30 protein-coding genes are annotated in these 24,690 nt (G+C 38.0%); 26 read left to right on the forward strand and 4 right to left on the reverse strand.

Annotated elements, in window-relative coordinates:
• Window positions 1-369 precede the first annotated feature (369 nt).
• The 6 genes from ACFVSW_RS20640 to ACFVSW_RS20665 all read left to right on the forward strand — a co-directional run bounded on the left by ACFVSW_RS20640 (window position 370) and on the right by ACFVSW_RS20665 (window position 4,565).
• Window positions 370-657 carry a phospholipase A2 family protein gene (locus ACFVSW_RS20640; protein ID WP_387318493.1) on the forward strand — a complete coding sequence of 96 codons (288 nt, stop codon included), beginning with the start codon at window positions 370-372 and terminating at the stop codon, window positions 655-657.
• A gap of 325 nt (window positions 658-982) precedes the next feature.
• Window positions 983-1,528, forward strand: a complete 546-nt coding sequence (locus ACFVSW_RS20645; RefSeq protein ID WP_387318494.1) for a sigma-70 family RNA polymerase sigma factor — start codon at window positions 983-985, stop codon at window positions 1,526-1,528.
• Window positions 1,497-2,840, forward strand: a complete 1,344-nt coding sequence (locus tag ACFVSW_RS20650) for a DUF4179 domain-containing protein (RefSeq protein WP_387318495.1) — start codon at window positions 1,497-1,499, stop codon at window positions 2,838-2,840. The genes ACFVSW_RS20645 and ACFVSW_RS20650 overlap by 32 nt, the downstream gene beginning before the upstream one ends.
• Window positions 2,841-2,985: 145 nt before the next feature.
• Window positions 2,986-3,396: a vWA domain-containing protein gene (locus tag ACFVSW_RS20655; RefSeq protein WP_387318496.1), complete on the forward strand. Its 411-nt coding sequence runs from the start codon at window positions 2,986-2,988 to the stop codon at window positions 3,394-3,396.
• Window positions 3,397-3,633: 237 nt separating this feature from the next.
• On the forward strand, window positions 3,634-3,960 hold the full coding sequence (locus tag ACFVSW_RS20660) for a PadR family transcriptional regulator (protein WP_387318497.1): 327 nt from the start codon (window positions 3,634-3,636) through the stop codon (window positions 3,958-3,960).
• Complete coding sequence (locus tag ACFVSW_RS20665; protein ID WP_387318498.1) at window positions 3,957-4,565, forward strand: DUF2812 domain-containing protein; 609 nt, start codon at window positions 3,957-3,959, stop codon at window positions 4,563-4,565. The genes ACFVSW_RS20660 and ACFVSW_RS20665 overlap by 4 nt, the downstream gene beginning before the upstream one ends.
• A 277-nt stretch (window positions 4,566-4,842) precedes the next feature.
• On the opposite strand, the gene ACFVSW_RS20670 is transcribed toward ACFVSW_RS20665, so the two are convergent.
• Window positions 4,843-5,322: an HIT family protein gene (locus ACFVSW_RS20670; protein WP_387318499.1), complete on the reverse strand. Its 480-nt coding sequence runs from the start codon at window positions 5,320-5,322 to the stop codon at window positions 4,843-4,845.
• Window positions 5,323-5,530: 208 nt separating this feature from the next.
• On the opposite strand from ACFVSW_RS20670, the gene lepB reads away from it, so the two are divergent.
• A complete protein-coding gene (gene lepB / locus ACFVSW_RS20675) occupies window positions 5,531-6,073 on the forward strand; it encodes a signal peptidase I (protein ID WP_387318500.1) in 543 nt (180 codons plus the stop codon).
• A gap of 123 nt (window positions 6,074-6,196) precedes the next feature.
• Here lepB and ACFVSW_RS20680 read toward each other — a convergent pair whose 3' ends face one another.
• The gene (locus ACFVSW_RS20680; protein WP_387318501.1) at window positions 6,197-6,514 is read right to left on the reverse strand and encodes a hypothetical protein; all 318 of its coding nucleotides are present in this window, start codon (window positions 6,512-6,514) and stop codon (window positions 6,197-6,199) included.
• 179 nt (window positions 6,515-6,693) lie between these two features.
• Between ACFVSW_RS20680 and ACFVSW_RS20685 the strand changes: the two genes are divergently transcribed.
• Window positions 6,694-7,149, forward strand: coding sequence for a hypothetical protein (locus ACFVSW_RS20685; protein WP_387318502.1), 456 nt, complete (start codon window positions 6,694-6,696; stop codon window positions 7,147-7,149).
• A gap of 49 nt (window positions 7,150-7,198) precedes the next feature.
• On the opposite strand, the gene ACFVSW_RS20690 is transcribed toward ACFVSW_RS20685, so the two are convergent.
• On the reverse strand, window positions 7,199-7,540 hold the full coding sequence (locus tag ACFVSW_RS20690) for a DUF3889 domain-containing protein (protein ID WP_387318503.1): 342 nt from the start codon (window positions 7,538-7,540) through the stop codon (window positions 7,199-7,201).
• Window positions 7,541-7,617: 77 nt separating this feature from the next.
• Between ACFVSW_RS20690 and ACFVSW_RS20695 the strand changes: the two genes are divergently transcribed.
• From ACFVSW_RS20695 to ACFVSW_RS20740, 10 genes are all read left to right on the forward strand, one after another.
• Entirely contained in the window at window positions 7,618-8,358 is a 741-nt protein-coding gene (locus ACFVSW_RS20695) for a class I SAM-dependent DNA methyltransferase (RefSeq protein ID WP_387318504.1), read from the forward strand.
• Window positions 8,359-8,373: 15 nt separating this feature from the next.
• Entirely contained in the window at window positions 8,374-8,895 is a 522-nt protein-coding gene (locus tag ACFVSW_RS20700; protein ID WP_387318505.1) for a P-loop NTPase family protein, read from the forward strand.
• A gap of 251 nt (window positions 8,896-9,146) precedes the next feature.
• Window positions 9,147-9,596 carry a GNAT family N-acetyltransferase gene (locus ACFVSW_RS20705; protein ID WP_387318506.1) on the forward strand — a complete coding sequence of 150 codons (450 nt, stop codon included), beginning with the start codon at window positions 9,147-9,149 and terminating at the stop codon, window positions 9,594-9,596.
• Between the two features lie 104 nt (window positions 9,597-9,700).
• Complete coding sequence (locus ACFVSW_RS20710) at window positions 9,701-10,489, forward strand: GNAT family N-acetyltransferase (protein WP_387318507.1); 789 nt, start codon at window positions 9,701-9,703, stop codon at window positions 10,487-10,489.
• An 89-nt stretch (window positions 10,490-10,578) separates the two neighbouring features.
• Complete coding sequence (locus ACFVSW_RS20715) at window positions 10,579-11,148, forward strand: hypothetical protein (protein ID WP_387318508.1); 570 nt, start codon at window positions 10,579-10,581, stop codon at window positions 11,146-11,148.
• Between the two features lie 29 nt (window positions 11,149-11,177).
• A complete protein-coding gene (locus ACFVSW_RS20720; RefSeq protein WP_387318509.1) occupies window positions 11,178-11,609 on the forward strand; it encodes a hypothetical protein in 432 nt (143 codons plus the stop codon).
• A 171-nt stretch (window positions 11,610-11,780) separates the two neighbouring features.
• A complete protein-coding gene (locus ACFVSW_RS20725) occupies window positions 11,781-12,464 on the forward strand; it encodes a response regulator transcription factor (RefSeq protein WP_387318510.1) in 684 nt (227 codons plus the stop codon).
• Window positions 12,457-13,560, forward strand: coding sequence for a sensor histidine kinase (locus ACFVSW_RS20730; RefSeq protein WP_387318511.1), 1,104 nt, complete (start codon window positions 12,457-12,459; stop codon window positions 13,558-13,560). Before ACFVSW_RS20725 ends, ACFVSW_RS20730 begins: the two co-directional genes overlap by 8 nt.
• Window positions 13,561-13,691: 131 nt before the next feature.
• Window positions 13,692-14,606, forward strand: a complete 915-nt coding sequence (locus ACFVSW_RS20735) for a D-alanyl-D-alanine carboxypeptidase family protein (RefSeq protein ID WP_387318512.1) — start codon at window positions 13,692-13,694, stop codon at window positions 14,604-14,606.
• A gap of 277 nt (window positions 14,607-14,883) precedes the next feature.
• Complete coding sequence (locus ACFVSW_RS20740; RefSeq protein WP_387318513.1) at window positions 14,884-16,518, forward strand: M4 family metallopeptidase; 1,635 nt, start codon at window positions 14,884-14,886, stop codon at window positions 16,516-16,518.
• 426 nt (window positions 16,519-16,944) lie between these two features.
• Here ACFVSW_RS20740 and ACFVSW_RS20745 read toward each other — a convergent pair whose 3' ends face one another.
• Window positions 16,945-17,433, reverse strand: coding sequence for a nucleoside deaminase (locus ACFVSW_RS20745; RefSeq protein WP_387318514.1), 489 nt, complete (start codon window positions 17,431-17,433; stop codon window positions 16,945-16,947).
• Between the two features lie 195 nt (window positions 17,434-17,628).
• Between ACFVSW_RS20745 and ACFVSW_RS20750 the strand changes: the two genes are divergently transcribed.
• From ACFVSW_RS20750 to ACFVSW_RS20785, 8 genes are all read left to right on the forward strand, one after another.
• Window positions 17,629-17,982 (forward strand): hypothetical protein, encoded by a 354-nt coding sequence (locus ACFVSW_RS20750; RefSeq protein WP_387318515.1) that lies wholly within the window; start codon window positions 17,629-17,631, stop codon window positions 17,980-17,982.
• Between the two features lie 703 nt (window positions 17,983-18,685).
• Window positions 18,686-19,210, forward strand: a complete 525-nt coding sequence (locus ACFVSW_RS20755; RefSeq protein WP_387318516.1) for a sigma-70 family RNA polymerase sigma factor — start codon at window positions 18,686-18,688, stop codon at window positions 19,208-19,210.
• Complete coding sequence (locus tag ACFVSW_RS20760; RefSeq protein ID WP_387318517.1) at window positions 19,203-20,510, forward strand: DUF4179 domain-containing protein; 1,308 nt, start codon at window positions 19,203-19,205, stop codon at window positions 20,508-20,510. Before ACFVSW_RS20755 ends, ACFVSW_RS20760 begins: the two co-directional genes overlap by 8 nt.
• A gap of 273 nt (window positions 20,511-20,783) precedes the next feature.
• Window positions 20,784-21,530 carry a nucleoside phosphorylase gene (locus ACFVSW_RS20765; protein WP_387318518.1) on the forward strand — a complete coding sequence of 249 codons (747 nt, stop codon included), beginning with the start codon at window positions 20,784-20,786 and terminating at the stop codon, window positions 21,528-21,530.
• Between the two features lie 23 nt (window positions 21,531-21,553).
• On the forward strand, window positions 21,554-22,156 hold the full coding sequence (locus ACFVSW_RS20770; protein ID WP_387318519.1) for an ECF transporter S component: 603 nt from the start codon (window positions 21,554-21,556) through the stop codon (window positions 22,154-22,156).
• An 80-nt stretch (window positions 22,157-22,236) separates the two neighbouring features.
• Window positions 22,237-23,004 (forward strand): energy-coupling factor transporter transmembrane component T family protein, encoded by a 768-nt coding sequence (locus tag ACFVSW_RS20775; protein WP_387318520.1) that lies wholly within the window; start codon window positions 22,237-22,239, stop codon window positions 23,002-23,004.
• Complete coding sequence (locus ACFVSW_RS20780) at window positions 23,001-23,846, forward strand: energy-coupling factor ABC transporter ATP-binding protein (RefSeq protein WP_387318521.1); 846 nt, start codon at window positions 23,001-23,003, stop codon at window positions 23,844-23,846. The genes ACFVSW_RS20775 and ACFVSW_RS20780 overlap by 4 nt, the downstream gene beginning before the upstream one ends.
• Window positions 23,843-24,649 (forward strand): energy-coupling factor ABC transporter ATP-binding protein, encoded by an 807-nt coding sequence (locus tag ACFVSW_RS20785; RefSeq protein WP_387318522.1) that lies wholly within the window; start codon window positions 23,843-23,845, stop codon window positions 24,647-24,649. The genes ACFVSW_RS20780 and ACFVSW_RS20785 overlap by 4 nt, the downstream gene beginning before the upstream one ends.
• Window positions 24,650-24,690 lie beyond the last annotated feature (41 nt).

Here is a 24,690-nt window from a genome sequence, read left to right on the forward strand (position 1 = left end):
GGGATATTGAGCTCTTGGCAAATATCAACTATCTTTCGGCCATCCAGAACTACTAGCTTGGTAACATATTCTTTAAATTCTTTTGGATAAGTGGTCTTTTTCGCCATGTTAAACACGTCCTTTTTCGTCTTGATATGATTTAAACATGACGCCAAAGCCGGTGTCTACTTTTTATACTAACCTCCAAATCAATGCAGAAGTTGGCGGAATCAACACTGAGTTTGGCGGAATCCGGACCCAAGAAACAACTCCTAAACCCAATGGTGTAATATTTTTTGCAAAATGAAATCACCATTGGGACATAGCCATTCCAAAATTAACGGACAGTCATATTTTATTAGTAAAGTAACCTTTTGGGGGGTATTGGTATTGCGAAGAAGAAGAAAGCGTGGGTTCTGTATTTTCCCAGGATATAGATGGTGTGGACCTGGCTGCAGTGGGCCCGGTGCTCCAATTAATGATGTAGACGGCTGCTGCATGGGCCACGACCTCTGTCTAAGCAGAGGGATTTCACCCTGCCAATGTGACTACCAATTCATAAATTGCCTTCGTAACAAAATGAACAGTCATACGGATAAGGGAAGAAAAGCAGCATTGATGCATGATTTTATGAAAGCGAAAGCAAGCTTCACGTGCGGCGGACGGCGCCGATATTAACTTTACATTAAACCGGTATCATCTTCATTGTAAAAAGGGGATTTCTACATTGGAAATTCCCTTTTTCCTTTATCGTTTATTTTCCCAATTCGTAATGTTTTCCATCATTAGAACTTTGGTTATCCGGAACACTCCGGGCAATTTGGGAAATGGTATGATCATTATCCAAATAGGTATATACCCATCCTTTTTCATTGTCAAACCTTACCTCTAAGTGGTATGGATTATATTGTCTGCCATTTGATAAAGAGATTTATAAACTTATTAAATTAGCTGAAACTTTTTGTGAGAGATTCTTCTCTAATGGGCGGAAGGAGGTTAAGCAATGACTGAAATAAAATTGATAAAAAAAGCGATTAACGGAAACAAAAAAGCTTTCGAAAAGCTTTTAGTCTTACATAGTGACCAATTGTATCGGACGGCCTATCTATATGTCGGCAATCGCGAGGATGCTTTGGATGTTATTCAAGAAACAGCCTATAAAGCCCTTTTAGCAGTGGGTCAATTACGAGATGAAAGGTTTTTCTTAACCTGGTTAACAAGGATCCTTATCCACTGTGCCTATGATTTGTTGAAAAAGAAGCAGAAGGAAACCCCGATTGATAAAATTATAGAGCTTTCATCCGCGAAAAGAGAAAAACGAGATGAAGCCCTGGATTTAGCAGATGCGATAGACAAATTAAATGAACATTATCGAAATGCAGTTATTCTCTTTTACTATCAGGACTTGCCGATAAGTGAAGTGGCAAAGTTAATGGATGTACCGGAAAATACAGTGAAAACCTATTTGTCTCGAGGAAAAAGCCAGTTGAAAAAACTGTTAGGAGGGGCGGATTATAATGAAGAAGGAATTTTTTCAAGAGGAATATGAGAAGATTGAAGTACCGAAAGAGGCAGTTTTACAAGCGATTAAGGCTGGGGTAGGCAAGGCATATCAGGGTGAAAAGCCTAGAAAAAACAAGGCAATTGTTTTTACGGCAGCCGCTGCAGCTGTAATCCTGATTTCCACGAGTTTTATCGTCCCGTCCGTATCGAGAGTAATGGCGAATATGCCTTTGCTCGGGCAGCTTTTTAAAGATAAAGTCGGCGAAAATTTAGCCTCACAAAAGTTAATCACCCAATTAAATGAAACTGCCAGTCACAATGGGATTGATGTAGCCATCACAAGTGCCTATTATGATGGTGCCGTTATTGGGGTTAGTTTTGATGTGAAGGGAAAGGTGAAAACCGATCAAGAAGGGAATCTAAGTGGGATTTACGAGATATTTGATGGTGATAAACGGAGTGATGACAGCAAAGAGCTTGTCTTAATGGAGCCCTCGGATAATGGGTATACCGGGCAGATACAGTTAAATTACCCAAAACTAGATTTGCCTGCAGATACAACCTTCCCGCTTGAATTCAAGAGTATTGGTGGAAAAGAGGGATCCTGGAGATTCAATGTTCCCATTAAGCAATTAGCCTACGAAACAATAATGATGGATAAAGAAAGTGAAAAGGGAGATATAAAAGTTCACTTTGATTCGATTATCGCCGGGAGGGCCTCGACGGCAATTAATTATACGGCAGCATTTCCAAGTGAAGGCAAACATGATCAAGTCAGATTAGCAGTTCTTGACGACAAAGGAAATCCAATCCATCTACTAGCAGATGGAATTGATTTGGAGACGAAAAAGACCGGGAATCAAATCATTGTCAAAGGAAGAACGATTATTCGGCAGGCACTAAAAGGAAAAACAAACTATTTGGAGATTCGCCCGGCAGTAGCTCTGGAGGAGCCGAATCAATTTGTTGCAATTAACGAGCGCACTCCTGTGCAAATAAAGTCGAACAGACAAGATCTCTCTGTAAACGTTGAAAGGGTCAGCTTAAAAGGCAAGCGTTTTACAGTCGATTTCCAAATTAATAACGGGGAAAAAAGAAATGAGCAATTCAATTTCTTTGAAGATTTCTCCAGAAATGATGTAACGTTAGTGGAAGAATCTCGGAAAAATATATATGAAGCACCAATTAGCCATACATTAAAAACTTTAGATAAAGCCAAATTACGCTTCAGGAGCACATTTGACCTGAGTAAATTAAACAATTTTAATCCCGATAACTATGTGTTAAGAGTAGGATTAGGTTCAATGAGTGCGAATATGCCACTCGAATTAGAACCGGTGAAAATTGAATTACAGTAACTAGTTTTTTCAAATTGTTGATATTTTATTTAGCGAATTCCTGCAGGAACTAAGGCATTTTGTTACCGCAATTATCCAATCATAATCCATTTCTTATTAACCCAAAATAAAAAGGCTTGGTTTTTAATCAAAGGGGGAAATGGTGTTGAAATGGCATAAAACGATACTTTCGATGATCCAGCAGCGTCAAGATAAGAAGGTTGCTTTAGTCGTGGATACTTCCACAAATGAAGCACCAACTACACTCATCAATAACATAGTAAAATTGTTTGAACAATTGAAACCCGATACAATTTTAGTTCAGGCAGATTTCAAAATCCGAAATATTTCCCAAGTTAAAAGTGATACGATTAAGTACTACACACATGGGAAATCTTCCTATACATTAGCGCTGGAATGGGCAGCAGAAGAGCAAGTGGATACACTATTTTATATAACGGACGTTACAGGATTTTTTTCGGAAGAAATGGAGACAGTTGAATTTGAATTATTTTGGCTGGTGCCGGGCACATTTTTACCACGAGTACCATTTGGCAAAGCCATAAAAGTGGCGTAAAACAGAAATTCCCTCACTATTGTGGGGGATTTTTTTGAATTCGGATCTACGTAGCCAGACCCTTTTTCACATAATAATCTTTTTGCTTTATCAATGCATTTAATGCAGTAATTAATGAAAATGAATGGGAAAAAACCACATTTTTAATTTTTTTGTTGACGTATACAGTTAAACTGTATAAACTAAAACTATATAGTTAAACTGTATATTAAGAAGTTGCACCGTCAGGAGGAAATAATGAAAAGAGATAAACATATTCCACTCACAGAAACCGTTTATTACATTCTTTTGTCTTTATTAGAACCGGCTCATGGATATCTTATTCTGCAAAAAGTGGAGGAACTTAGTAACGGACAGGTAAGGATGGCTGCCGGCACATTGTATGGGGCAATTGAAAATTTACTAAAACTAAAATTTATTCAGCCTGTCGAGAGTGGGGATAGTCGCCGGAAGGTCTATATGATTACTGAACTGGGGAAAGATATGCTGCGTTTGGATTTAGAAAGAATGCAGCATATGATTGGAATTACTAACGATGCTTTTAAACGAGGAGGAGTCTCATGAGAAAGTATAAATTCTTTTTAGATTTTGAAAAGGAAGCTAAATGGCTGAATGAAATGGCCTCAGAGGGGTATGAACTTGTAGGAAAGTCATTAGGATATCGATTTCGCAAATCTAAGCCCAATCATGCTAATATAAAAATTGATTACCGTATATTTAAAAAACAGGCGGATTTTGTAGATTACTGTACTCTTTTTGAAGATAGTGGATGGGAGCACCTGGCAGGTACCAAAAGTTCAGGAACACAGTATTTTAAAAAAGTCAGCAAAGATGCTGATGAAGATATTTTTTCAGATATTGATTCCAAGGCCGGCAGGTACAAAAGACTTTCGCAGATGTACTTGTCATTAGCCATGTGCTATCTTCCTATTTTTGTAGCGTTAGTGACAACAAATGCCATAGATGCCGGAGCTTTCTTTAACCCGAAACAATTGTACTTTACACTTGGATTATGGGAAAAAGCAGGAGCTGACTTTTGGGGGGCCTTTCTTTTTGAAACTCCATTTGCCTTCTTTAGAGGATTTGCCTGGCTGTCTTTTCCAATAATGATTGCTTTATGTCTTATCTTTAGTTACAAAGCGGAGCAGCGATATCAGAAAAAGATATAGTTACCTCTAGTTCGAGTTCATATACAAAACTCTTTCACCTGTTTAATATTGCTAGTTCCTTTGGGAGTAAATGATCTTTTTTATTTATTATATCTCCATCCGACATTACGAGAAAAAGTCTATGATTAAAAACAATAGATACAAAACGCAAATCAATTTACTCCCATTCAAGCTTTTCCCATAGATTAATATTCTTCTCTTCAACAATTATTGTAGTGAAAAAGTGAATTTTATTGAACAAGGGTTTTTATTATTTTGGGAAAAAATGGATAATATATTAGTAGATGCGATTTATTAAATCATTAATTTTTTTGCTTAGCTTTTCTTTTAATTCTCCGTGTTCTTCAACAGAAAAATGGTATTTACTATTGCGCCATTTATCTTCAGAATATTGCCAAACAGGTTTTGGTATTCTTTCTTCTGGTTCCCATTCATATCGAGGAAATATATGAGCGTGTAAAAAAGTATCCGTGTTTCCATAAATAGAATAATTAATTCTTCTGGGCTTACAAACTTCTTGTATGGCATCTCCAATTATACTCATATCAAGAAGGTACTCACTTCTTTGCTTAACATCGAGGTCATTTAATGTGTCAACATTAACGAAAGGTAAAAGGACACAATATCCTGGAAGAAATTGAGTATCTCCAATAACCGCAAAACCACTTCTCATTTTTGCGATCACCATTGGATTTTCTCCTAAATGTGCAGATGCAATTCTGTCTTTTTTCCAATCTTCATTTAAGCTTGCTTTCATTTTTGTCTGCTCCTTAAGTTTTGGTCATTTTATTACTTCTATAAATGTTTTTATATCTCCTGCTAATAAAACAACCTGCCACGTTACTTGAACTAGAAAAAAAGAAGTCGAAGCAGCATTTAGGGAGATAAAAGCAGGATTTCATTTCCAACATGTTGAATATACCATAATTAAGGAAACCTTTGAAAAAGACAAGGAGTGGTTGGAAATGTTAAAGTCGAAAGCAAATAATGAATTGAAAAGCTGGGTTAAAACATTATTTATTGCGTTAGGACTGGCAATGGTAATTCGAACATTTTTATTTTCTCCGTACATAGTTGATGGTGCTTCAATGGAACCAACCTTACATAATCACGAAAAAATCTTTGTTAATAAAGTGTATAAATTCGAACAATTTAATAGAGGTGACATCATCATTATTAAAGGTCCTGATGAAAACTATGTAAAAAGAATAATTGGTGTCCCGGGTGATGAGATTGAAATGAAAGGTGACCAGTTATTTATCAATCAGGTGCCATATAAGGAAACCTATTTAGCTGAAAATCTTAATTTTGCGAAACGACAAGGAGGCAAACTGACAGAAGACTTTGGCCCGATTTTCATTCCAAAAAACCAATATTATGTCATGGGAGACAATCGATTAGTTAGCAAGGACAGTCGGAACGGTCTAGGATTTATTAAACAGGAAAACATTATCGGAAAAAGTGAATTCGTGTTATTACCTTTTTCAAAAATAAGGATCATAAAATAGATTCCTATTAATAATTGAAATCTAAATAAGTGGAAAAGCTCGGACACTATAAATCACCGAGCTTTTTTCGACTTTCAAGCCTTTCAGATAAGGCTCATTATTTTCAACTGTCAAAAGATGTTTTTAAAAGTAACTTCTATAACAGTAAAGCATAGCAGCTAATGTAATGAGGGTATATGCCAAAGATGTGATAAAAGCTAAGTTTGGCGAAAACTCATACTTTTGCTCTCCCATCTTGATTCCTGTTGCAGATTGGACTAACATATCCGTATTTTTAGTTGTTAAGCCTCCCTTGGAAGTATAAAACCAAATAATAACAGTAATCGCTATTCCCACAAAAAATGCAATATCAATAAATTTTGTGCTCGTAAAATAGGTTACTCCATAACTGAGTCCCAATAAAACTAATAATGTAATTGCGATGGTTATTACCTTTTTCATAAATTCTTGTATTCCCCCTTTTTATTTTTCTGTATATTTAAATAATATCAGAATTCTTCTTTTTATTTTACATAATATGATAAATAAGGACATTTAGTCATTTGAATAATATTTGGGATATTGGTAAAGTTTTTATTTCTAGATGTTCACGGAAGCGGTAATCAATGGGAGGGGATTGTGTGAAGTGCAGGCCCATAATTGTATTAGTTTTATTTTTCACCACAATAACTTCTATTTTAATGCCAAGTAAGTCCTTCGCAAGTTGGGCCTATTTGTTTGTGGTCTGGGATGGCTATACCTATGTCGTTAGTGATGAATATGTAACAGTGATAGATAAAGAGATTGGGCATGTTACAAAGTATTCGGATATGGAAGGCACTTATTCAGGTAACTTTTCAAATATTTATAAAAAAGGGACCAAGTACTATTCAATTAAAGGGATTAGCACAGATGAAGCCATTGCTATTCAAGAAAAGGACGGTAAATACAAAAAGGCAACCAGAGAAGGGGAGTACGCAGGAAATAAAAATGAATTCTTAGAACCTGGTTCCTCCACAATAATTATCGGGATTTTTTTCCTTCTGTTAGTCGTTGCAATTGTTTTTTCCTTCGTTGAAAAGAAAGGGAAAAAGTAAAAGTTACAAAGTGCAATTTTAGGTTCTGTAATGACTCTGAACAATATCATTATTTAGGTGTTTCCTTAAAGGTGACTTTTATGACCTTTTGGGTTTCATTGTTGAATTCAATATTGATGAAAACTCCAAATTCTCTCTGATTGACTTTCAACCATAATTTGAATTTCTCCGTTGAGGTATGTGGGCCATGAGTTCTGCCAATATGAAGATAATCAATAATCTTAGCATTCGGATACCTTTGCTGCGTTTTCTCCATAGCATACTCACCCCATTTCGCATATGGAGGAATTGGTTTCTGCTGTGCATGGACATGAGTGAGTAAATTCAGTTGTTCGCCACTTACAGTGCAAAAAAGTAATGTTACTAAAAAACTAATTAATAGCCTTTTCAAGTTATGACCTTCTTTTTTCTATTATCATTGCACATGAAGAAGAAACTTATGTAAAGTAATTGAAAGGGGGTCTCCATATGGAATATAAAGGTTCTGAAGTTTACGATGATGATAAGTTTTTCAAAGATTATTTAAAAAGAAGACATCGGGAAGAAAGCCCAAACAATATTATCGAAAGGCCTGTGATAGTAGAGTTAATGGGGGATGTGACAGGGGAATATATATTAGATTTAGGATGCGGTGATGCAGGATTTGGGCGCGAACTATTTCTACAGGGCTGTTCTGGTTATGAAGGAGTAGAAGGTTCGGCAAACATGGTGGAAAAAGCTCTAGAAATGTTAAAGGGGACCAATGGGAAAGTTCATCACAGTTCAATGGAAACGTGGGATTTCCCAGAAACGAAATATGATAAAGTTGTTTCGCGGCTGGCCCTTCATTATTTAGCAGAATTAGGTCCCATATTTAAACAAGTGATGAAATCTTTAAAAGCAAACGGCAAGTTTATCTTTAGCGTTCAACATCCGATTTTAACTTCTTCTATAGAAAGTGCTTCACACTCTGCGCAGCGTAGGAATTGGATCGCCGACGAATATTTTCATATAGGCAAGCGGGTAGAACCTTGGATTGAAAAAGAGGTGGTTAAATATCATCGAACGGTTGAAGAATATTTTAAACTATTAAAATCTGAAGGATTTTCAATAGACGAAATACGAGAATGCAGCCCGCAAAAAGAAAATTTTAAAAGTGAGCAAGAGTATGTAAGACGGATGAGAATACCACTCTTCTTAGCGTTTTCTTGCAGCAAATCTGCGGTTTAACAGAACGGGGTAGATATGCAAAAAATACATATTATTGGTTCGGTTGGCAGTGGAAAAACCACATTAGCAAGAACGTTATCTGCTATGTTGAAAGTTCCTCATTATGAATTAGATAACGTTGTCTGGAAACGGTGTACAACTGGGGATATAAGAAGAACCGTAGATGAAAGAGATGAATATTTAAATTCTATCATTCTTACTGATGCTTGGATTATAGAAGGGGTTCATTATGAATGGGTAACACAAAGTTTTCAACATGCAGATGTGATTATCTTTCTGGATACGGATTACGCTAAAAGAACATATAGGATTATTAAAAGATTTATTTTACAAATGGCAGGACTGGAAAAGGCAAACTATAAACCAACATTCATGATGTTTAGGAAAATGTTTAAGTGGAACGCTTATTTTGAAAATGAAAGTAAACCAGAAATAGTCAAAATTTTAAGTCAGTATCCTGATAAGTTGATTATTTTAAAGGATACCAAGGAAATTGAAAAATACTTCAAGAAGATGCTTTCTAACGGGATAGTTTAAAATATGGGATTAGGAAAGCTAAGGTACCTTAATTGGTTCTGTTAAGAACTAATTTGGGAATGCGGCAGCGGGCGAGAATTACGTGAACGTGGATTTGAAGCGGATGTAAGGCATTGCAGCCAGTTAAATGTAAATCTGACTGTTCCGATCTTACATAAAGACCATTTTGTATCGACATTATTAATCGAATAGAATTGTTCCTGAATGAAGCCATCGGAAAAAAACTTCCCATTTTTAATGGAGGTAGATGAATGTTACGGATAGGAACCGCTGAACAGAAAGACTTAGCAGGAATTTTAGAAATTGATAAAATAGTAATTGGAAATGACAGTAGAAAAGGATATTTAAAAGAGGCAATAAACGGAAAGAAGTGTTTGGCAGCTAAAACAGATTCTTCAGTTGTAGGGTACCTAATTTTTAATACTCATTTTTTTGATTGCAGCTTTATCTCACTTGTTATTGTTCATCCTTCCGAGAGAAAAAAAGGTTATGCCAAATTGATGATAGAGCACTTTGAGATGATATCACCAACCCTAAAAATCTTTTCGTCAACAAACCAATCTAACGAAATAATGCAAAGCCTATTTGATTCAATTGGATATGTTAAGAGTGGGTTTGTAGAAAACTTGGATGAGGGAGACCCGGAAATAATATATTTCAAAAAAATTAAACAAAATAATGGGATTTTCATCAATAAATAGATGCTTTACTTGAAATGGTAAAGCGTTTTTTGAGCATGTTTGCTAAAAAATTTAAGGAAAAAAGATTATATGACCCTATGTAAACATAATGGAGGAGAACAATATTGAATTTACTACAAAAGGTTCTGGATCTTGATATAGCGTACATTGATACCTTTACAAAACGAATAAACACGTCTTGGGGACATATTTTTTACAATGAAAACCAACCGACTTATTACGATGCCAATCATGCTCATATTCATGAAGCACCGGAAAATCCTAAGGCCGTTATCGAAGAAGTGATTCATTTCTATAATGAAAGAAACATTACACCGCGCTTTTATCTTTTTAATCTTGAAAAACTAAGTCAATTTATAGAGGAATTAGATTCATACAAATTTGGTTTTGAGGAATTGGTCAGTCCGATTCAAATCTGGAATAAAGAAATCAAGGACCATAAAAGAAGTGATCTGGTTACGATTGAAAAAGTGACAGAAGAAAATTTCAATGAAGCATTAGAGATTGAATGTAGTATTAAGGAGTTTGGCGGAAGGGAAGTGAGAGAAAAGGCATTTCCCGAAGAATTTAAGCACCCTGCTTTCACATATTATCTTCTTCGCTATGATGGTATTGCCTGTGCGACTGCCTGTCTATTCGAACATAAAGACCAAGTACGAATGGAGAGCGTAGCGACTAGAGAAGAGTTCAGAGGGAAGGGGCTTATTGGCGAGCTTATCTACTTCCTCCAAGCAGAAGTAAAGAAAAGCGGCAAGGAAGACTTTTGGGTTTTTCCTATCAATGAGAAAATCGAAAAGGTTTATGCAAAATATGGGTTCAATACAGCAGGGAAGTTTATTACGGGTCATGCCTTTTTAGGAGGAAAAAGCATTAAGGAAATCCAGGAAGGCTAGGAACCGCAAATTACCTACAGGTTTTATCTTGGTAGCGCACAAAGAAAAAATAGTTTTATTGGGGGATAACAATGAGGGTTACTCGGATTTTGATTTCCGTTTTGGTTGTATTTTTAGTTTTTTGGCTCATTTATTTTTTGAAAACGGATGATTTGTTTTTTAAGGATGCCTATTTTACCAAGGAAAGAGCGTATCAAGCATGGCTGAGTGATAGTAAGCAACCGGGACTGACGAGTGAATTTTTACAGAATGCTAAAAAAATCAAGACAAATGATGAAAGATTACTCATTATAGCTGGTGAAAACCAAATTTATCAGCTTCGTTTTCAAAAAGAATTTTTTCTTTGGAAGTTGCCATCGGTTGATTCGATTGACAATGAAACAATAAAACATATTAATGAATTTGATTCTGAATATTATTTTTCCTTTAATTGTGTCGCTACAGTAACCACAAAAAGCCCTAAAATCGATAAAGTTAAAATAGGCAAGAACGATGCAGAATTATTGCCATTGGGGCCATATTTTAAGGAAGCTAAAGATTTGAAATTTTGGTTTTATAATACAGCACCTGATGCTTTTGACTGCCAAGGTCCTTCGGGTGAAACATTTACTTTTTATGATAACAACGGTAAAGTAATCAAAAAGGTAGACGATAATTAAAATTTGGTAAATCGAAGAGGACGTTTTAAATGAAATTCATCTATTGGTTAATAAAAATTGTACTTCTGTTTGTGGTTTTGTATATCGGAGACACCTACTTAAAAAGTCTCGGCTGGTGGTCAGTAATCATTTGTGTCGTGGCTTTTATCCTAGGTACACGGCTAATTGACAAGAAAATCGATGAATACAATAAACAATACTATTTTAAAAGGCTGCCGGTTTTATCCGAATTAAAGCAAGGACAGATCATAACGATTGAATTGCTAAATGGACAGAAATTGGCAAACCGAGTCTACATGGCATCTCTTAGTACGGAGATATTAATTGGCGCTGAGCCTATTTTGACAAATGGTTTTGAGGAATTGGAGCAGGGAATGAAAAAGAACCGTTGGGTAAAACTCAAAAAGGTGAAAGCGATTAGGATTGAGACACCAGAGCATGGTGGAATTAACTTAAAGTAGTGAATGGAGGGCTGTCAAGGTGACAGCTCTTTTTCATATCGTTGAATGGTCATAATTCTTTAACCTAATTATTAATTTCACATGCCACAGTCCTTGATGCTGTGGTATTTTTTTAATATAGAGACAAATTTACATAAATCTTCGTCTAAATAATGATAGGGGGAAGAGAAAGTGAGACATATATTAATCGTGGATGATGATAAAGAAATCGTCCAATTGATTGCGATTTATTTGCAAAACGAAGGCTATAAAATTTCACGAGCATTTAATGGCGAAGAGGCCTTAACTCTTTTTGAAAAAGAAAAAATCGATTTGATTGTATTAGACGTGATGATGCCTAAGGTCGATGGCATGGAAGTATGCCGGATTTTACGTGAAAAAAATCATGTTCCGATCCTGATGATTAGTGCCAAAACAGAGGATATCGATAAAATAACCGGGTTAATGAGCGGGGCTGATGATTACTTAACAAAACCATTTAATCCCTTAGAGCTAGTGGCTCGTGTTAAAACATTAATACGAAGGACCTATTTATACCAAGAGGAACGGATGGAAGACGAGATTATTAAGGTTGGAAGTCTCGAGGTAAATAAAACCTTTCATACCGCAAAGGTTAGCGGTCGGTCCATCCCGTTAACCTCAAAAGAGTTTGCGATTCTTTATATCATGGTTTCAAATCTGGGCAGAGTTTATAGCAGTGAAGAAATCTTTGAACTAGTATGGAAAGAAACATATTATTCTTCAAATAATACTGTGATGGTCCATATCAGCAATTTACGCGAAAAACTGGAAAAGGAATTAGGCTATAAATTAATCAAAACCATCTGGGGAGTGGGGTACAAAATTGATGGATAAAAAATCAACTTCCCTATATGTCAGGTTAATGTCGTATTTGATATATAGCTTGCTATCTGCAGCAATATCAACGGCCATATTAGGATATATCATCAGATTTGTTTATCTAAAAATTACCTTACCGTCAAGCGTCAATTATTTATACGTCTATTTGTATAAGAACTATGGATTTTGGAACCTATTTTTCATTGGTACGATCATGTTGACGGTCATCTATTATTCACTAGCAATCAAAAAAATGGCATCGTATTTTAAGCTGATCAGCGATTCGGTTCAACAGCTTTCAGAGGGGCAATTTGATGTAGCTATTCCCGTAATGAAACATGGGGGATTAGGTCTATTTGCTCAAAACATAAATAGCATGGAGGAACAGCTTAAATCGTTAATTGAAGAAGAAAAACGAGCCGTTCAATCGAAAAATGAACTGGTGACCAATGTGTCTCACGACCTAAGAACACCATTAACCTCAATTATCGGCTATTTACGGTTAATTGAGGAAGACGAATATCGCGATGAAGTTGAGCTTCGCTATTTTGTTACCATTGCCTATGATAAATCGAAACGCCTAAATCGAATGGTCAACGACCTATTTGAATTTACAAAAATAAACAACCGAGATGTGGCGCTAAAACGGATGAGGTTCAACATTAATGAACTGCTAAAACAACTATCGGCCCAATTTAATCCAGAATTACGAATCGCAGGCATGAGTATAGAGATTAAAAGTCCTCCCGCTGATATTATGATTGAGGCTGATCCGGACAAACTCATGAGAGTGTTTGAAAACCTAATTTCCAATGCGATTAAATATGGAAGGGAAGGTAAAAAAATCGAGCTCATTGTTGAAGAAAACGAACAATATGCGGTCGTGAAGGTTGTCAATTATGGGAAAGCGATTCCGGCAAACGCCATTCCTCATATTTTTAATCGATTATACCGAGCGGAGAAGTCAAGGTCGGATGAAACCGGCGGTACCGGATTAGGTCTTGCGATTGCCAAAGGAATCGTTGAATTGCACCAAGGGGAAATAACCGTATCAAGTAATGAGACGGAAACGATTTTTCAAGTTCACTTGCCACTACCAATGGATCATTGAAGTTTTAGTGAACCAATACATGCGTTTTTTCATTAATAATTCTTAAGGTTTTCTTTAGGTTTAATTTCATTTCTCTTTAGAAATAATGGCTATATTGGGTCTATACCATTTTTCTAGGAGTGCTGTATTATATGAAAATAAAAAATATCATGTTTGTTGTGGCTGTCTGTATGGTCGTCGGTTTTGGAACCCATTTAAAAGATTGGATCAGCTCCCAAGACGATATACCCAAAAATAGCTTATTAGAATCGATGAACTCAAGCCCTTCCATTAAGGGCAAAGCGGCATTGTTGCTAGATTTAGATTCAGGTAAGGTTATCTATGCAAAAAACGATAACAAGAGGCTTTTTCCCGCGAGTACAACGAAAATCTTAACCGCATTATTAGCGGTTCAATATGGAAATTTAAATGATCAAATTACTGTTGGCAAGGAAATAAACTTAAAAACAGCAGAAGAAAGCTCCGCGTATCTTTATGAAGGGCAAGTTCTCACGCTAAGGGAATTACTAGCCGGACTAATGCTGCCATCAGGTAATGATGCTGCCAGAACGATAGCCATTTACACAGCAAAAAACCAAATGGGTAACCCTCATGTTTCAGAAAAAAAAGCATTAGACTATTTCGTTGCGATGATGAACAAAAAGGCTAAAGAAGTTGGAGCAACAGACTCTCACTTCATGAATCCTCATGGGCTGCATCACCCCAATCATTATTCCACCGCCCATGATTTGGCGATAATCGCAAGAGAGGCTATGAAAAATCCTCATTTTAAAGAAGTGGTAAGTAGTAAAATCTATTCTGATAAGGTCATAACGTTTCAAAATAGAAATAAGCTTCTCGATTCAAGCAGCCCGTTTTATTTTGAAGGAGCCAATGGAATTAAGACAGGTTTTACCGATGAAGCAGGCTATTGCCTCGTATCCTCTGCCGAACGAAATGGGAAAAAATTAATTGCAGTCGTTTTAAATTCTACCGAAAACAGCGTTTGGAACGACTCTATCACGTTATTGGCGAACGGATTTACTGCCGAATATGTGAAAAAATAGTGGTGCTCCAAATCAAGTGCTTCGATAAAAACAGGAAGATAAGCTAAAATTGAGGAAAAATATTGTCATAATCCAGCCCCTAAAAAATAATAGCTTAATTTTTCCCAATGCCAAATATGAATCAGGCGTTGGGATTTTTTAATTTGGCGGCATAAAAACCTCCGGTGCCTGACACCCTATCAGTCTCTTTTTTCCCAATTATGCAGATAGCTTTACCATGATATGATATATTTTGAAAATTGCAATAAAAATATATCTTTGGGAGGCTGAGAAAGAGATGAAGAAGCGAACGTCACTTGTTTTGGCATTGGGATTAACGATGGGGACTGTGTTACCGATTTCGGCTGCGGCCAAATCAATTTCGGGCACTGTTACGGTTACCAAGGAAGCGAAGTTGTTTGGGAAGGATGCCAAGGTGAATTGGAAAAATGGACAAGCTGTCCCATCCTTCGTCCATGGGAAATTATCTACTAAAGCTCATAAGAATAAGGATTCTATTAAACAGTTTTTAAAAGAAAATAAAGAACTCTATCAATTAGATGCTGATAAAGATTTGACCTTGCTCGATGTAGAAACGGACGAGCTTGGCAGTACTCACTATAATTTTGTCCAGTCAGTCCAGGGAATTCCGGTGGATGGCGCGAAATTTAAGGTCCATACCGATAAAAATGGCATGATTACGGTTGTGAACGGAGACGTGTTTCCGGAAGCAGCTTCTTATTTTAAAGGAAAGCTGAAAGCGCAAGTTGCTCAGGATGGTGCTCTTGATAAGGCGTGGAAATCAATTCATGTAACCAAAGCGGAAACAGAAACCAACGCCGAATCGGGCCCAGATGGGAATAAGTTTGAAGATACGGTCGAAAAAGCAGACCTGGTGGTTTATAAAAAAGACAATGACTTCTACCTAGCCTATAAAACAACTCTCCAATTTATTCAACCATACCCGGCAAACTGGGTCGTATATATAGATGCTGTAAATGGCAATGTCCTAGATTCCTATAATGCTGTGAATGATGCAGGCAGCGGAGTTGGCGTCTTGGGAGACACAAAACAACTTAATACCTATTTATCAAGCGGCACCTACTATTTGTATGATACGACCAAAGCAATGACGGGTGTGATTGAAACAAGAACGGCAGCAAATTCAACCTCATTACCTGGTAATTATTCCGTCGACCCTGATAATAATTTTAATGCTACCTCACAAAGAGCCGATGTCGATGCCCATTACTATGCGGGTGTTGTCTATGACTATTTTAAAAACACACATAATCGAAACAGCTTTGACAATAGGGGCGCAACGATTCGCTCAACGGTACACTACAGCAGAAATTACAACAATGCCTTCTGGAACGGCGCGCAAATGGTGTATGGCGACGGCGATGGAACAACATTTAGAGCATTATCCGGTGCCCTAGATGTAGTTGCCCATGAATTAACGCATGCGGTAACAGAAAGAACTGCGGGATTAGAGTATCAAAATCAGTCCGGAGCATTAAATGAATCGATTTCTGATACGTTCGGGGTATTCCTAGATAAAAAGAATTATTTGATTGGTGAAGATGTGTATACGCCGAATAAAGCTGGCGATGCTCTGCGCAGCTTATCTGACCCCGGCCTTTATGGTCAGCCGGATCATATGAGTAAATATGTAAATACGACTTCTGATAACGGCGGCGTCCACACAAACAGTGGGATTCCAAACAAGGCTGCCTATTTAACAATTTCCAAGCTGGGAACGTCTATAGCGGAGAAAATCTATTACCGAGCCTTAACGGTTTATCTATCACCAAAGAGTAACTTTAAAGATGCTCGCAGCTCCCTTCTTGCGGCAGCTGCAGACTTATACGGATCAGGCAGCACCCAATACAACGCAGTAGCCTCGGCTTGGACACAGGTTGGAGTAAACTAATCTTAAACGTAAGCCATCACAAATTGTGGCAGCTGACATTTTCTTGAAATTGGTGCCTGACACCAAAAATACTATGGCGGTAGTAGAAAGGGTGTCAGGCACCAAAAAAGAGGCAAAAAAAATAGATTGGTGCATTCACCAATCCAAAATGGGAAGTTTTAAGAAATGAGCTCAATGAACTTATTTCCTAATTAAGTTACCTTTATCATAAGAAATACTTGTGTAGAACTTAGGGGGAAGTTGTGTGGAAGTTATGAAGATTAATATTTAAAGGCAAAAAAATAGATTGGTGTCAGGCACCAATCAAATTATGGGAAGTTTTAAGAAATGAGCTCTTCGAACCATTTCTTAATTAAGTTACCTTTATATTAAAATAAACATGTGTTGAACTTATAGGGAAGTTATGTGGAAGTTGTGAAGATTCCCTTATGACGGTCTGCGCCCGGTCAACACGACTTCCGCCATAAAAGGGGAGTACGTCTTCAATATTTCAGCTGATTCCTCAGCTAATACCCCGCCTAGATAGTGATGCAATCGTTTATTTATGTAGTCATTTGAATCGATGAAATGTGCAATATCCAGATATTTATCCTCTACTGCAAAAACAACATTTTGGATATTTCCCACAATTAGCGTAGATAAGCACATCATACAAGGTTCAACCGTTGTATAAAGAATACATTCCCGCGCATGTTTCCGTAAATACGAAGCACATCGATTCATCGCATTGATTTCAGCGTGCTCAAGCTCGCTGTCCATTGTATTAATTCTGTTTGACCCCCTAGATATGATGATGCCGTTATGGACAATAACCGCACCGATTGGCCGGTCGCCACGTTTTCCGGCATCTTCCGCTTCTTTTAAAGCTTCCTGCATAAAAAATTCATGGCCGTATTCATGAAAATTTGTTATCAATAGTTCCCCCACCTTATTATTTTTCTATAATATAAAAATATCAGATATTTTAAAAAATAGAAGTAATAGATTAAAAAAAAGTGAGAAATTATTCTAGTACTACTTTAAATGTTATGGAAATTGTGGACGAGAATCTATTCCTTATTGAATGTGGACACTTACACTATTTGGGAACCATTTGAGGAGGAGAGAAAAATGCTAAGGCAATTAGGCAATTACGATGCACAAGGTTATCATCACGGGCATGGTGGGTATTATCCAGGGCATGGATACCACCATGGGCATGGCGGATACTATCCAGGACATGGGTATCATCATGGACATGGCGGATATTATCCTACACAAGTAGGCTACCATCATGGCCACACCGGTTATTATCCAGGCTATGGCGTTCACCATGGTCACACTGGATATTATCCAGGCTATGGCGTTCACCATGGTCATACCGGTTATTATCCAGGCTATGGCGTTCACCATGGCCATACCGGTTATTATCCTGGTCATGGCATTCACCATGGGCACGGTACAATCAATCCCAGTCAAAGATAATTACCTCAAACTCTAACAATAGTATTCCTGATGGATACAAACAGCCCTTCTCAATTTGAGGAGGGTTTATTTTTGGAAAATAAAAAAGAACCGTTGGTGATCCAAAGTGGGAACAGTTTATCCTTCTTGGCTGCCGGTTGTTTGGGATCATAGATTGAGGATGGTATATCGGATTCTCGTGCGATCCTCCTAATAATATCCAGAAAATGTCGTAAGTTTTGTAAAATGTGTAGTAAGTGTCTGGAAATATGTCGTAAGTACTTAAAAATATGTAGTAAGTATCAGGAGATTGTGAGAATTTCCATATAATATCCAGGAAATGTTGTAAGTATTGTAAAATGTGTAGTAAGTGGCCGGAAACATGTCGTAAGTGCTTAAAAATATGTAGTAAGTATCAGGATATTGTGAGAATTCCTAAATAATATCCAGGAAATGTCGTAAGTGCTTAAAAATATGTAGTAAGTATCAGGAAATCGTGTGAATTTCTAAATAATATCCAGGAAATGTCGTATGTTTCATAAAATATGTAGTAAGTGTCCGGAAACTTGTCGTAAGCGCACAAAAATATTTCGTAAATGCTCACATTTTAGCCTTTATCGAAACCCTTTAGGAGGAGACCATATTTTTTTATTAAATTTCAAAACTTTTTTTCTACTAAATGGTCTAATATGTAGTACAACAGGGGTGTGAGGGGGATGAGGGATTGAACGCGGGTGAGCAATTGGTGAAAGAAGCAATCAAAGGTGATGATTCTGCATTTTTGCAGCTGATTCAGCTATACAAAATAGATTTATATAAAACGGCTCTTTCCTTTTTAAGGAGTGAGGAAGAGGCGCTGGAGGCGATTCAGGAAGTTACCTATCGTGCCTATAAGAGTATTCGAACCGTTAGGGATGCTTCATATTTCAAAACATGGCTGATTCGAATCATGATTAATTACTGCAATGATCAATTGAAAACGAAAAAGCGAGTAGTATTAAATGAAGAAATCCTAAGCCAGCAAGGCACAACCGAGAACTATAACGAAATGGAGCTAAAAGATGCGATGCTTGGCTTGGATGAGCGCTCCCGTGAAATCATAACGTTGAAGTATTTTCAGGATATGAAAATAAAGGATATTGCCCTTACACTTCAATGTCCGGAAGGTACGGTCAAGACGTGGCTGAACAAAGCGTTGAAGGCACTCCGGGATAAACTAGAGGGAAATGGCGGTGATCTCCATGTATGAAAAAGAAGAAGAGCAATTAAAAAATTTGTATGATAACATCCAAGTTCCGCTGGATTCATTGGATGAGGCTATTTTTGCAGGATTTCAAAAGGCTAAATCAGAACAGAAACGGAAACCTCGCCGAAAAAGATGGGCGTTTACGCTGGCTACTGCCGCAATCATATTGCTTGGATTTTTTACATCGATACGCCTTTCACCGGCATTCGCGAATTATATTACCGTCATTCCCGGAATGGAAAAGTTGGTCGACCTCATCCGGGATGATAAAGGAAAGCTCCTGGCGGTTGAAAATGATTACTATGAAAAAATCGATGTATCTCAGGAAAAAAGCGGTATAAAGCTTACCATAGATGGTGCGATTGCCGATGAGAATGGATTGGTTTTATTTTATACAATTGAATCCAAAGAAAAGCAGAAAGAGCTGCGAAATGTGAATGTTCGCTTAGAAAGTTTAGATGGGAAAAAGCTTGATATCGGTACAATTTCAATGGGGAGTTCTCTCTATAATGGAGAAACATCCCAAAGTGACATGTTTGAATTTTATTTTCAATCACCTTTAGCGGCGAAGAAATTTGAATTAAGTGTAAGCGTAGAAGGGACAAATCTCAAAGAAGAATTTACCCTAAAATTTGATCTTACAAAAGAAATCCAAAAGAAAAAGTCTTACACTTTAAATAAAACCGTTACAATCGAAGGACAAAAGATAAAGTTTTTAAAGGCAGATATTTATCCGCTAAGGGCAGCTATCCATGTTAAAATGGATCCTCATAACTCCAAAAGAATTCTAAGTTTCGAGGATCTAAGGCTTGTCGATGAAAATGGAGAAACGTGGAATAAAATTAGCAACGGGGTTGTATCAAGTAACATTTCACCCGACGAGTTTATCCTTTACTTACAAAGCAACTACTTCCGGGAGCCGAAAAAGCTGTACCTAGTTCTCAACAAACTTCAGGCTATTGATAAGGATGAAGTAAATGTTGTCGTGGATCCAAAGAAACTCCAAATCCTGAAACAGCCAAAAGGGGACCATCTAAGTGATTTACGAGTAGCAGACAACTACCTAATCTTCAATTTTCATACAGAAAAGGAGTTTCGTTACTTCCTTTTTTCGGAAATTAAGGATGGGAATGGCGAGCGAATAGAATCTGGTTCAAGCTATAAGAGTGGAGGGAATGAGCAGCTGAACGCTGAAATTGGTGTTTACATTCCAGACCTAGAAAAACAAACGGGTCCCATTTCCCTTGGACTTACTGCCTATCCGTCATGGATAAAGGGGAATGAAAAAATAAAGATTAAATAAATGAAAAGGTGCCTGACACCCTCACTCCTGGGTGTCAGGCACCTTTTTTATCAGAAATATTAATAAATGACTGAATCTTCCTACTTTGGTAAAATTGAATTATATAGGTAATGGTAAATTCATTCCCACATTCCACATAGAAAAACCACTATCAAAATAGCCTCTTGTTATTACACCGAGAAAATTCCATCCTATCTTGAATTGCTGAACCATCAAGAATTGAACAGCGTAATAATCATAAAAATGAAAGAAAACCAAAAGGAGCCAATGAAAATGAAATCCAACCTACAACCGCATATCAGAATCAGCAATGAGCATGAGATTCAATACGCTTTACTGCCGGGAGACCCAGGCCGCGTCGATGAAGTAGCCAAATTTTTAAATCAGCCTGAAGTGCTCGCTTACAACCGAGAATACAAAACGATAAAAGGTTTCTATAAAGGAATCCCTGTTTTAGTTACTTCCACAGGGATTGGCGGGGTCTCTGCTGGAATTGCTGTCGAAGAGTTAAAGAATATCGGCATAAAAGTAATGATTCGAATCGGAAGCTGCGGCGCCTTACAGCCGCATTTGCGTTTGGGGGACCTGGTAATTGCCTCCGGTGCCGTCAGAAATGACGGTGCCTCCTATTCTTATATTAACAAAGCTTATCCCGCGATACCGGACCCAGAAATGCTTTTTCATGTGATGACCGCAGCAAAAAAGAACGATGCAAAAAATTATACAGGTATTGTCAGATGTCATGACAGCTTTTATACTGATAAAGAACAAGATATCGACAAGTACTGGTCAGAGAAAGGAATTCTCGCTTCAGATATGGAAACAGCTGCAGTATTTGTGATTGGCGGCTTACGCGGCATTAAGACCGCATCTATTTTAAATGTCGTTGTCGAAAAAGAGGGGGATTTGGAAGGAGGAATCAATGCTTATATTGATGAGAAAAACAAAAGTAAACGAGGAGAAGAGCTTGAAATCCTCACCGCACTTGAAGCAATTGTTTCCTATGATTCTACTTTGTAAAAAATAAAAGGGGGTTTTTTTCAATGAAAAAACAAAGCATGTGGTCGTTACGCTTATCCACAGCCGCACTCGTTCTGATTCCGGTTGCAGTAGGTGTTAACTATATTGGTAAATTACTTGCAGCATTGCTGAAGCTGCCGTTATGGTTAGATTCCATCGGTACCGTCTTAGCAGCCATGCTTGGTGGTCCAATTGTCGGCGCGTTAGCAGGCGCCATTAATAATATTATTTACGGCTTCACCGATCCTGTCTCCTTTGTCTATGCGATTACTAGTATGGCAATTGGTGTGGCAGTCGGGATTCTTTTTTACAAAGGCTTTATTTCCAACTGGGGTAAAGCGGTGGTCGCTGGGGTGATTATTGGGCTTGTGGCAACAATTGTTTCAACACCAATCAATATCGGATTCTGGGGCGGGCAGACAGGAAACGTTTGGGGCGATGCTTTATTTACTTTTGTACTAGCCAAAACCGATTCTACTTGGCTTGCCTCTCTGCTTGACGAAATTGTCGTCGATATCCCTGATAAAATCGTTGTGGTTCTTGTCAGCTATGGTATTTTCAAAGGATTACCACAAAATGTCGTCCAATTATACACTAACAACCAGAAAATAGAGACTCTTGATTAACCGCTTCTTATGAAAAGGGCGAAGCGTCGCTATGAATGTTTTTGAAAGTCTTTTGTTGAAAAGAAAGCCGGTGACAGTTCGTGAAATCGATTAGCTTATATGAGGAAAAAGCTTCTTTTGTCCATGATGTTGATCCAATTACTAAGCTCTGGTACATTCCTTTTGCCATTTTGATTCCTATTATTCTACCATCATTCACAATTTCGTTTCTTTTTATTGGGCTTAGCCTTGCGTTATTGCTCGCGGCAAAGGTGATCAGAAAAACAATCCCCATTTTTGGCTTTGTTTTTCTGATCCTGATTACGGTCGTCCTTATCCAGGGAATGTTTAAACCGGAAAATGAAACGGTGCTTTTTCAAATCGGGCCGCTAACGATGTACAAAGAAGGGCTGCTCTTTGCCTTAACCATCACGCTTAGGGTCATCAATATTATTGGCGCCTTCATGATTCTTGTTCTGACAACGAAACCATCGGATCTTGTTGAAGCCTTGGTGCGAAAGGGAATGTCACCGCGAATCGGCTATGTGATTGTTTCTGTTTTTCAAATCATCCCCGAGATGATGGCGACAATGAGCACGATTACCGATGCACAACGGGCGAGAGGGATGGAGACAGAAGGGAAATTGCTGGTCAGGATCAAAGCATTTATACCATTACTGGGACCTGTCGTGCTTGGGTCGCTGATCAATACAAAGGAAAGAGCGATGGCCTTGGAAGTGCGTGGCTTTAACTCTCAGACTACGAAAACCTATTTGCATGAAGAAAAAACGTATCAGTTTAGCAAGGTCCTGCAGATTGGAATGTTGGTGCTAACAGTGGCGGCCGTCGCTTGGAGGATATTTTTATGAAAAAAATAGTGGTCGAAGGTCTTAAATATAAATATCCATTAGCGGAATCGCTCGCTCTTAATGACGTGACTTTCGATATAAACCAAGGGGAATTTATCGGCATCATTGGGAAAAATTTAGCCGGTAAATCGACGTTATGCCAAGCGCTTGTTGGCCTCGTTCCTCATTTTTATAAAGGGGCTTACGGCGGAAAAGTGATTGTCGACGGGCTGGAAGTTAAGCATCATTCGATTGCTGATATTTCGTTAAAGGTCGGGATGGTGTTTCAAAATCCATTTACGCAGGTGACGGGCTCGAAGATGACGGTTTATGAGGAAATTGCCTTTGGACTTGAGAATATAGGAATCTCCCGGACTGAAATCATTGAACGGATTGATTCCGTGCTTGATTTGTTAAACATTGAGCAGGTAAAGGACCATAATCCCTTTGACTTATCTGGCGGACAAATGCAGCGGATGGCGATTGCGAGTATCATCGCAATGAAACCGGATATTCTTGTGTTGGACGAACCAACATCCCAGTTGGATCCAGTAGGTTCCGAGGAAGTGTTTCAGGCGATTCAAAGCCTAAGTAAGCATGGAATAACGGTCATTCTAGCTGAACATAAAATGGAGAAGGTTGCCCAGTATTGCGACAGAGTCTTACTGCTTAATAACGGAAAAGTTGTAGAGTTTGATACGCCGGGAAAAGTTTTTTCAAGAGAAGACCTGGAGGAAATGGGCGTAATTGCACCCGTATATACAAGGGTGTGTAAGGCGTTGGGTGTTAAGAAAGCGGGTACGGATGAGTATCCTGTTACTCTTGAAGAGGCTGAAAAGGTTTTAAGGGGGAATGGGGCATGATCAAGGTAGCCAATCTTTCTTTTTCCTATACTAAGGAAACTCCTGTGCTCTCCGGGATTAACCTCGAGTTTGACCGGCGCTCTACCGCCATCATTGGTCAAAACGGGGCTGGAAAGACAACATTTGTGAAGCTGCTGAAAGGCTTGCTTAAAGCAGATGAAGGGGAAATTCTGATTCATGATCACGATGTAAACAGGAAAACTGCCGCCCAACTGGCAAGAACGATTGGGCTTGTTTTTCAAAATCCGAACGATCAGATTTTTAAACGAACGGTTTTGGATGAAGTAATGTTCGGTCCGCTGAATATTAAAATGGATAAGCATCAGGCAAAGCAAAATGCCATCCAGGCATTAAAAATGGTAGATCTCGACGATAAACTGGAGATTAATCCACATGATTTGAGCTTATCAGAAAAAAAGCTCCTCTGTATCGCATCGGTTGTTGCAATGGATACGAATATTATTATTTTCGACGAGCCGACGATTGCTCAGGACTATGACGGCAAGGAAAAAATCCGGCAAATCATCCAAACCTTAAAGGATAAAAATAAACTAGTGATGACGATTATTCATGATATGGATTTCGTTGCCGAGAATTTTGAACGGACGATTGTGTTTACGGAAGGAAAAGTTCTTCTTGATGGGGACACAAGATATGTGTTTTCACAAAAGGAACTTTTGGAAAAAGCCTGCGTCGAAGCTCCAGGAATTACAAAGTTGGCGGAAAAACTCGGGTTTAAGGACACCGTGTTAACCGTTGAGGAGTTTATTAACATGAACCAAACCTGCGGCCCGCCACGCTGATTTGTGGCGGGTTTTTGTTATGGTGATATCTCCCAGTGTGT

The organism is Neobacillus sp. NPDC058068 (assembly GCF_042885335.1).
In the GTDB taxonomy this organism is placed as follows: Bacteria; Bacillota; Bacilli; order Bacillales; family Cytobacillaceae; genus Neobacillus.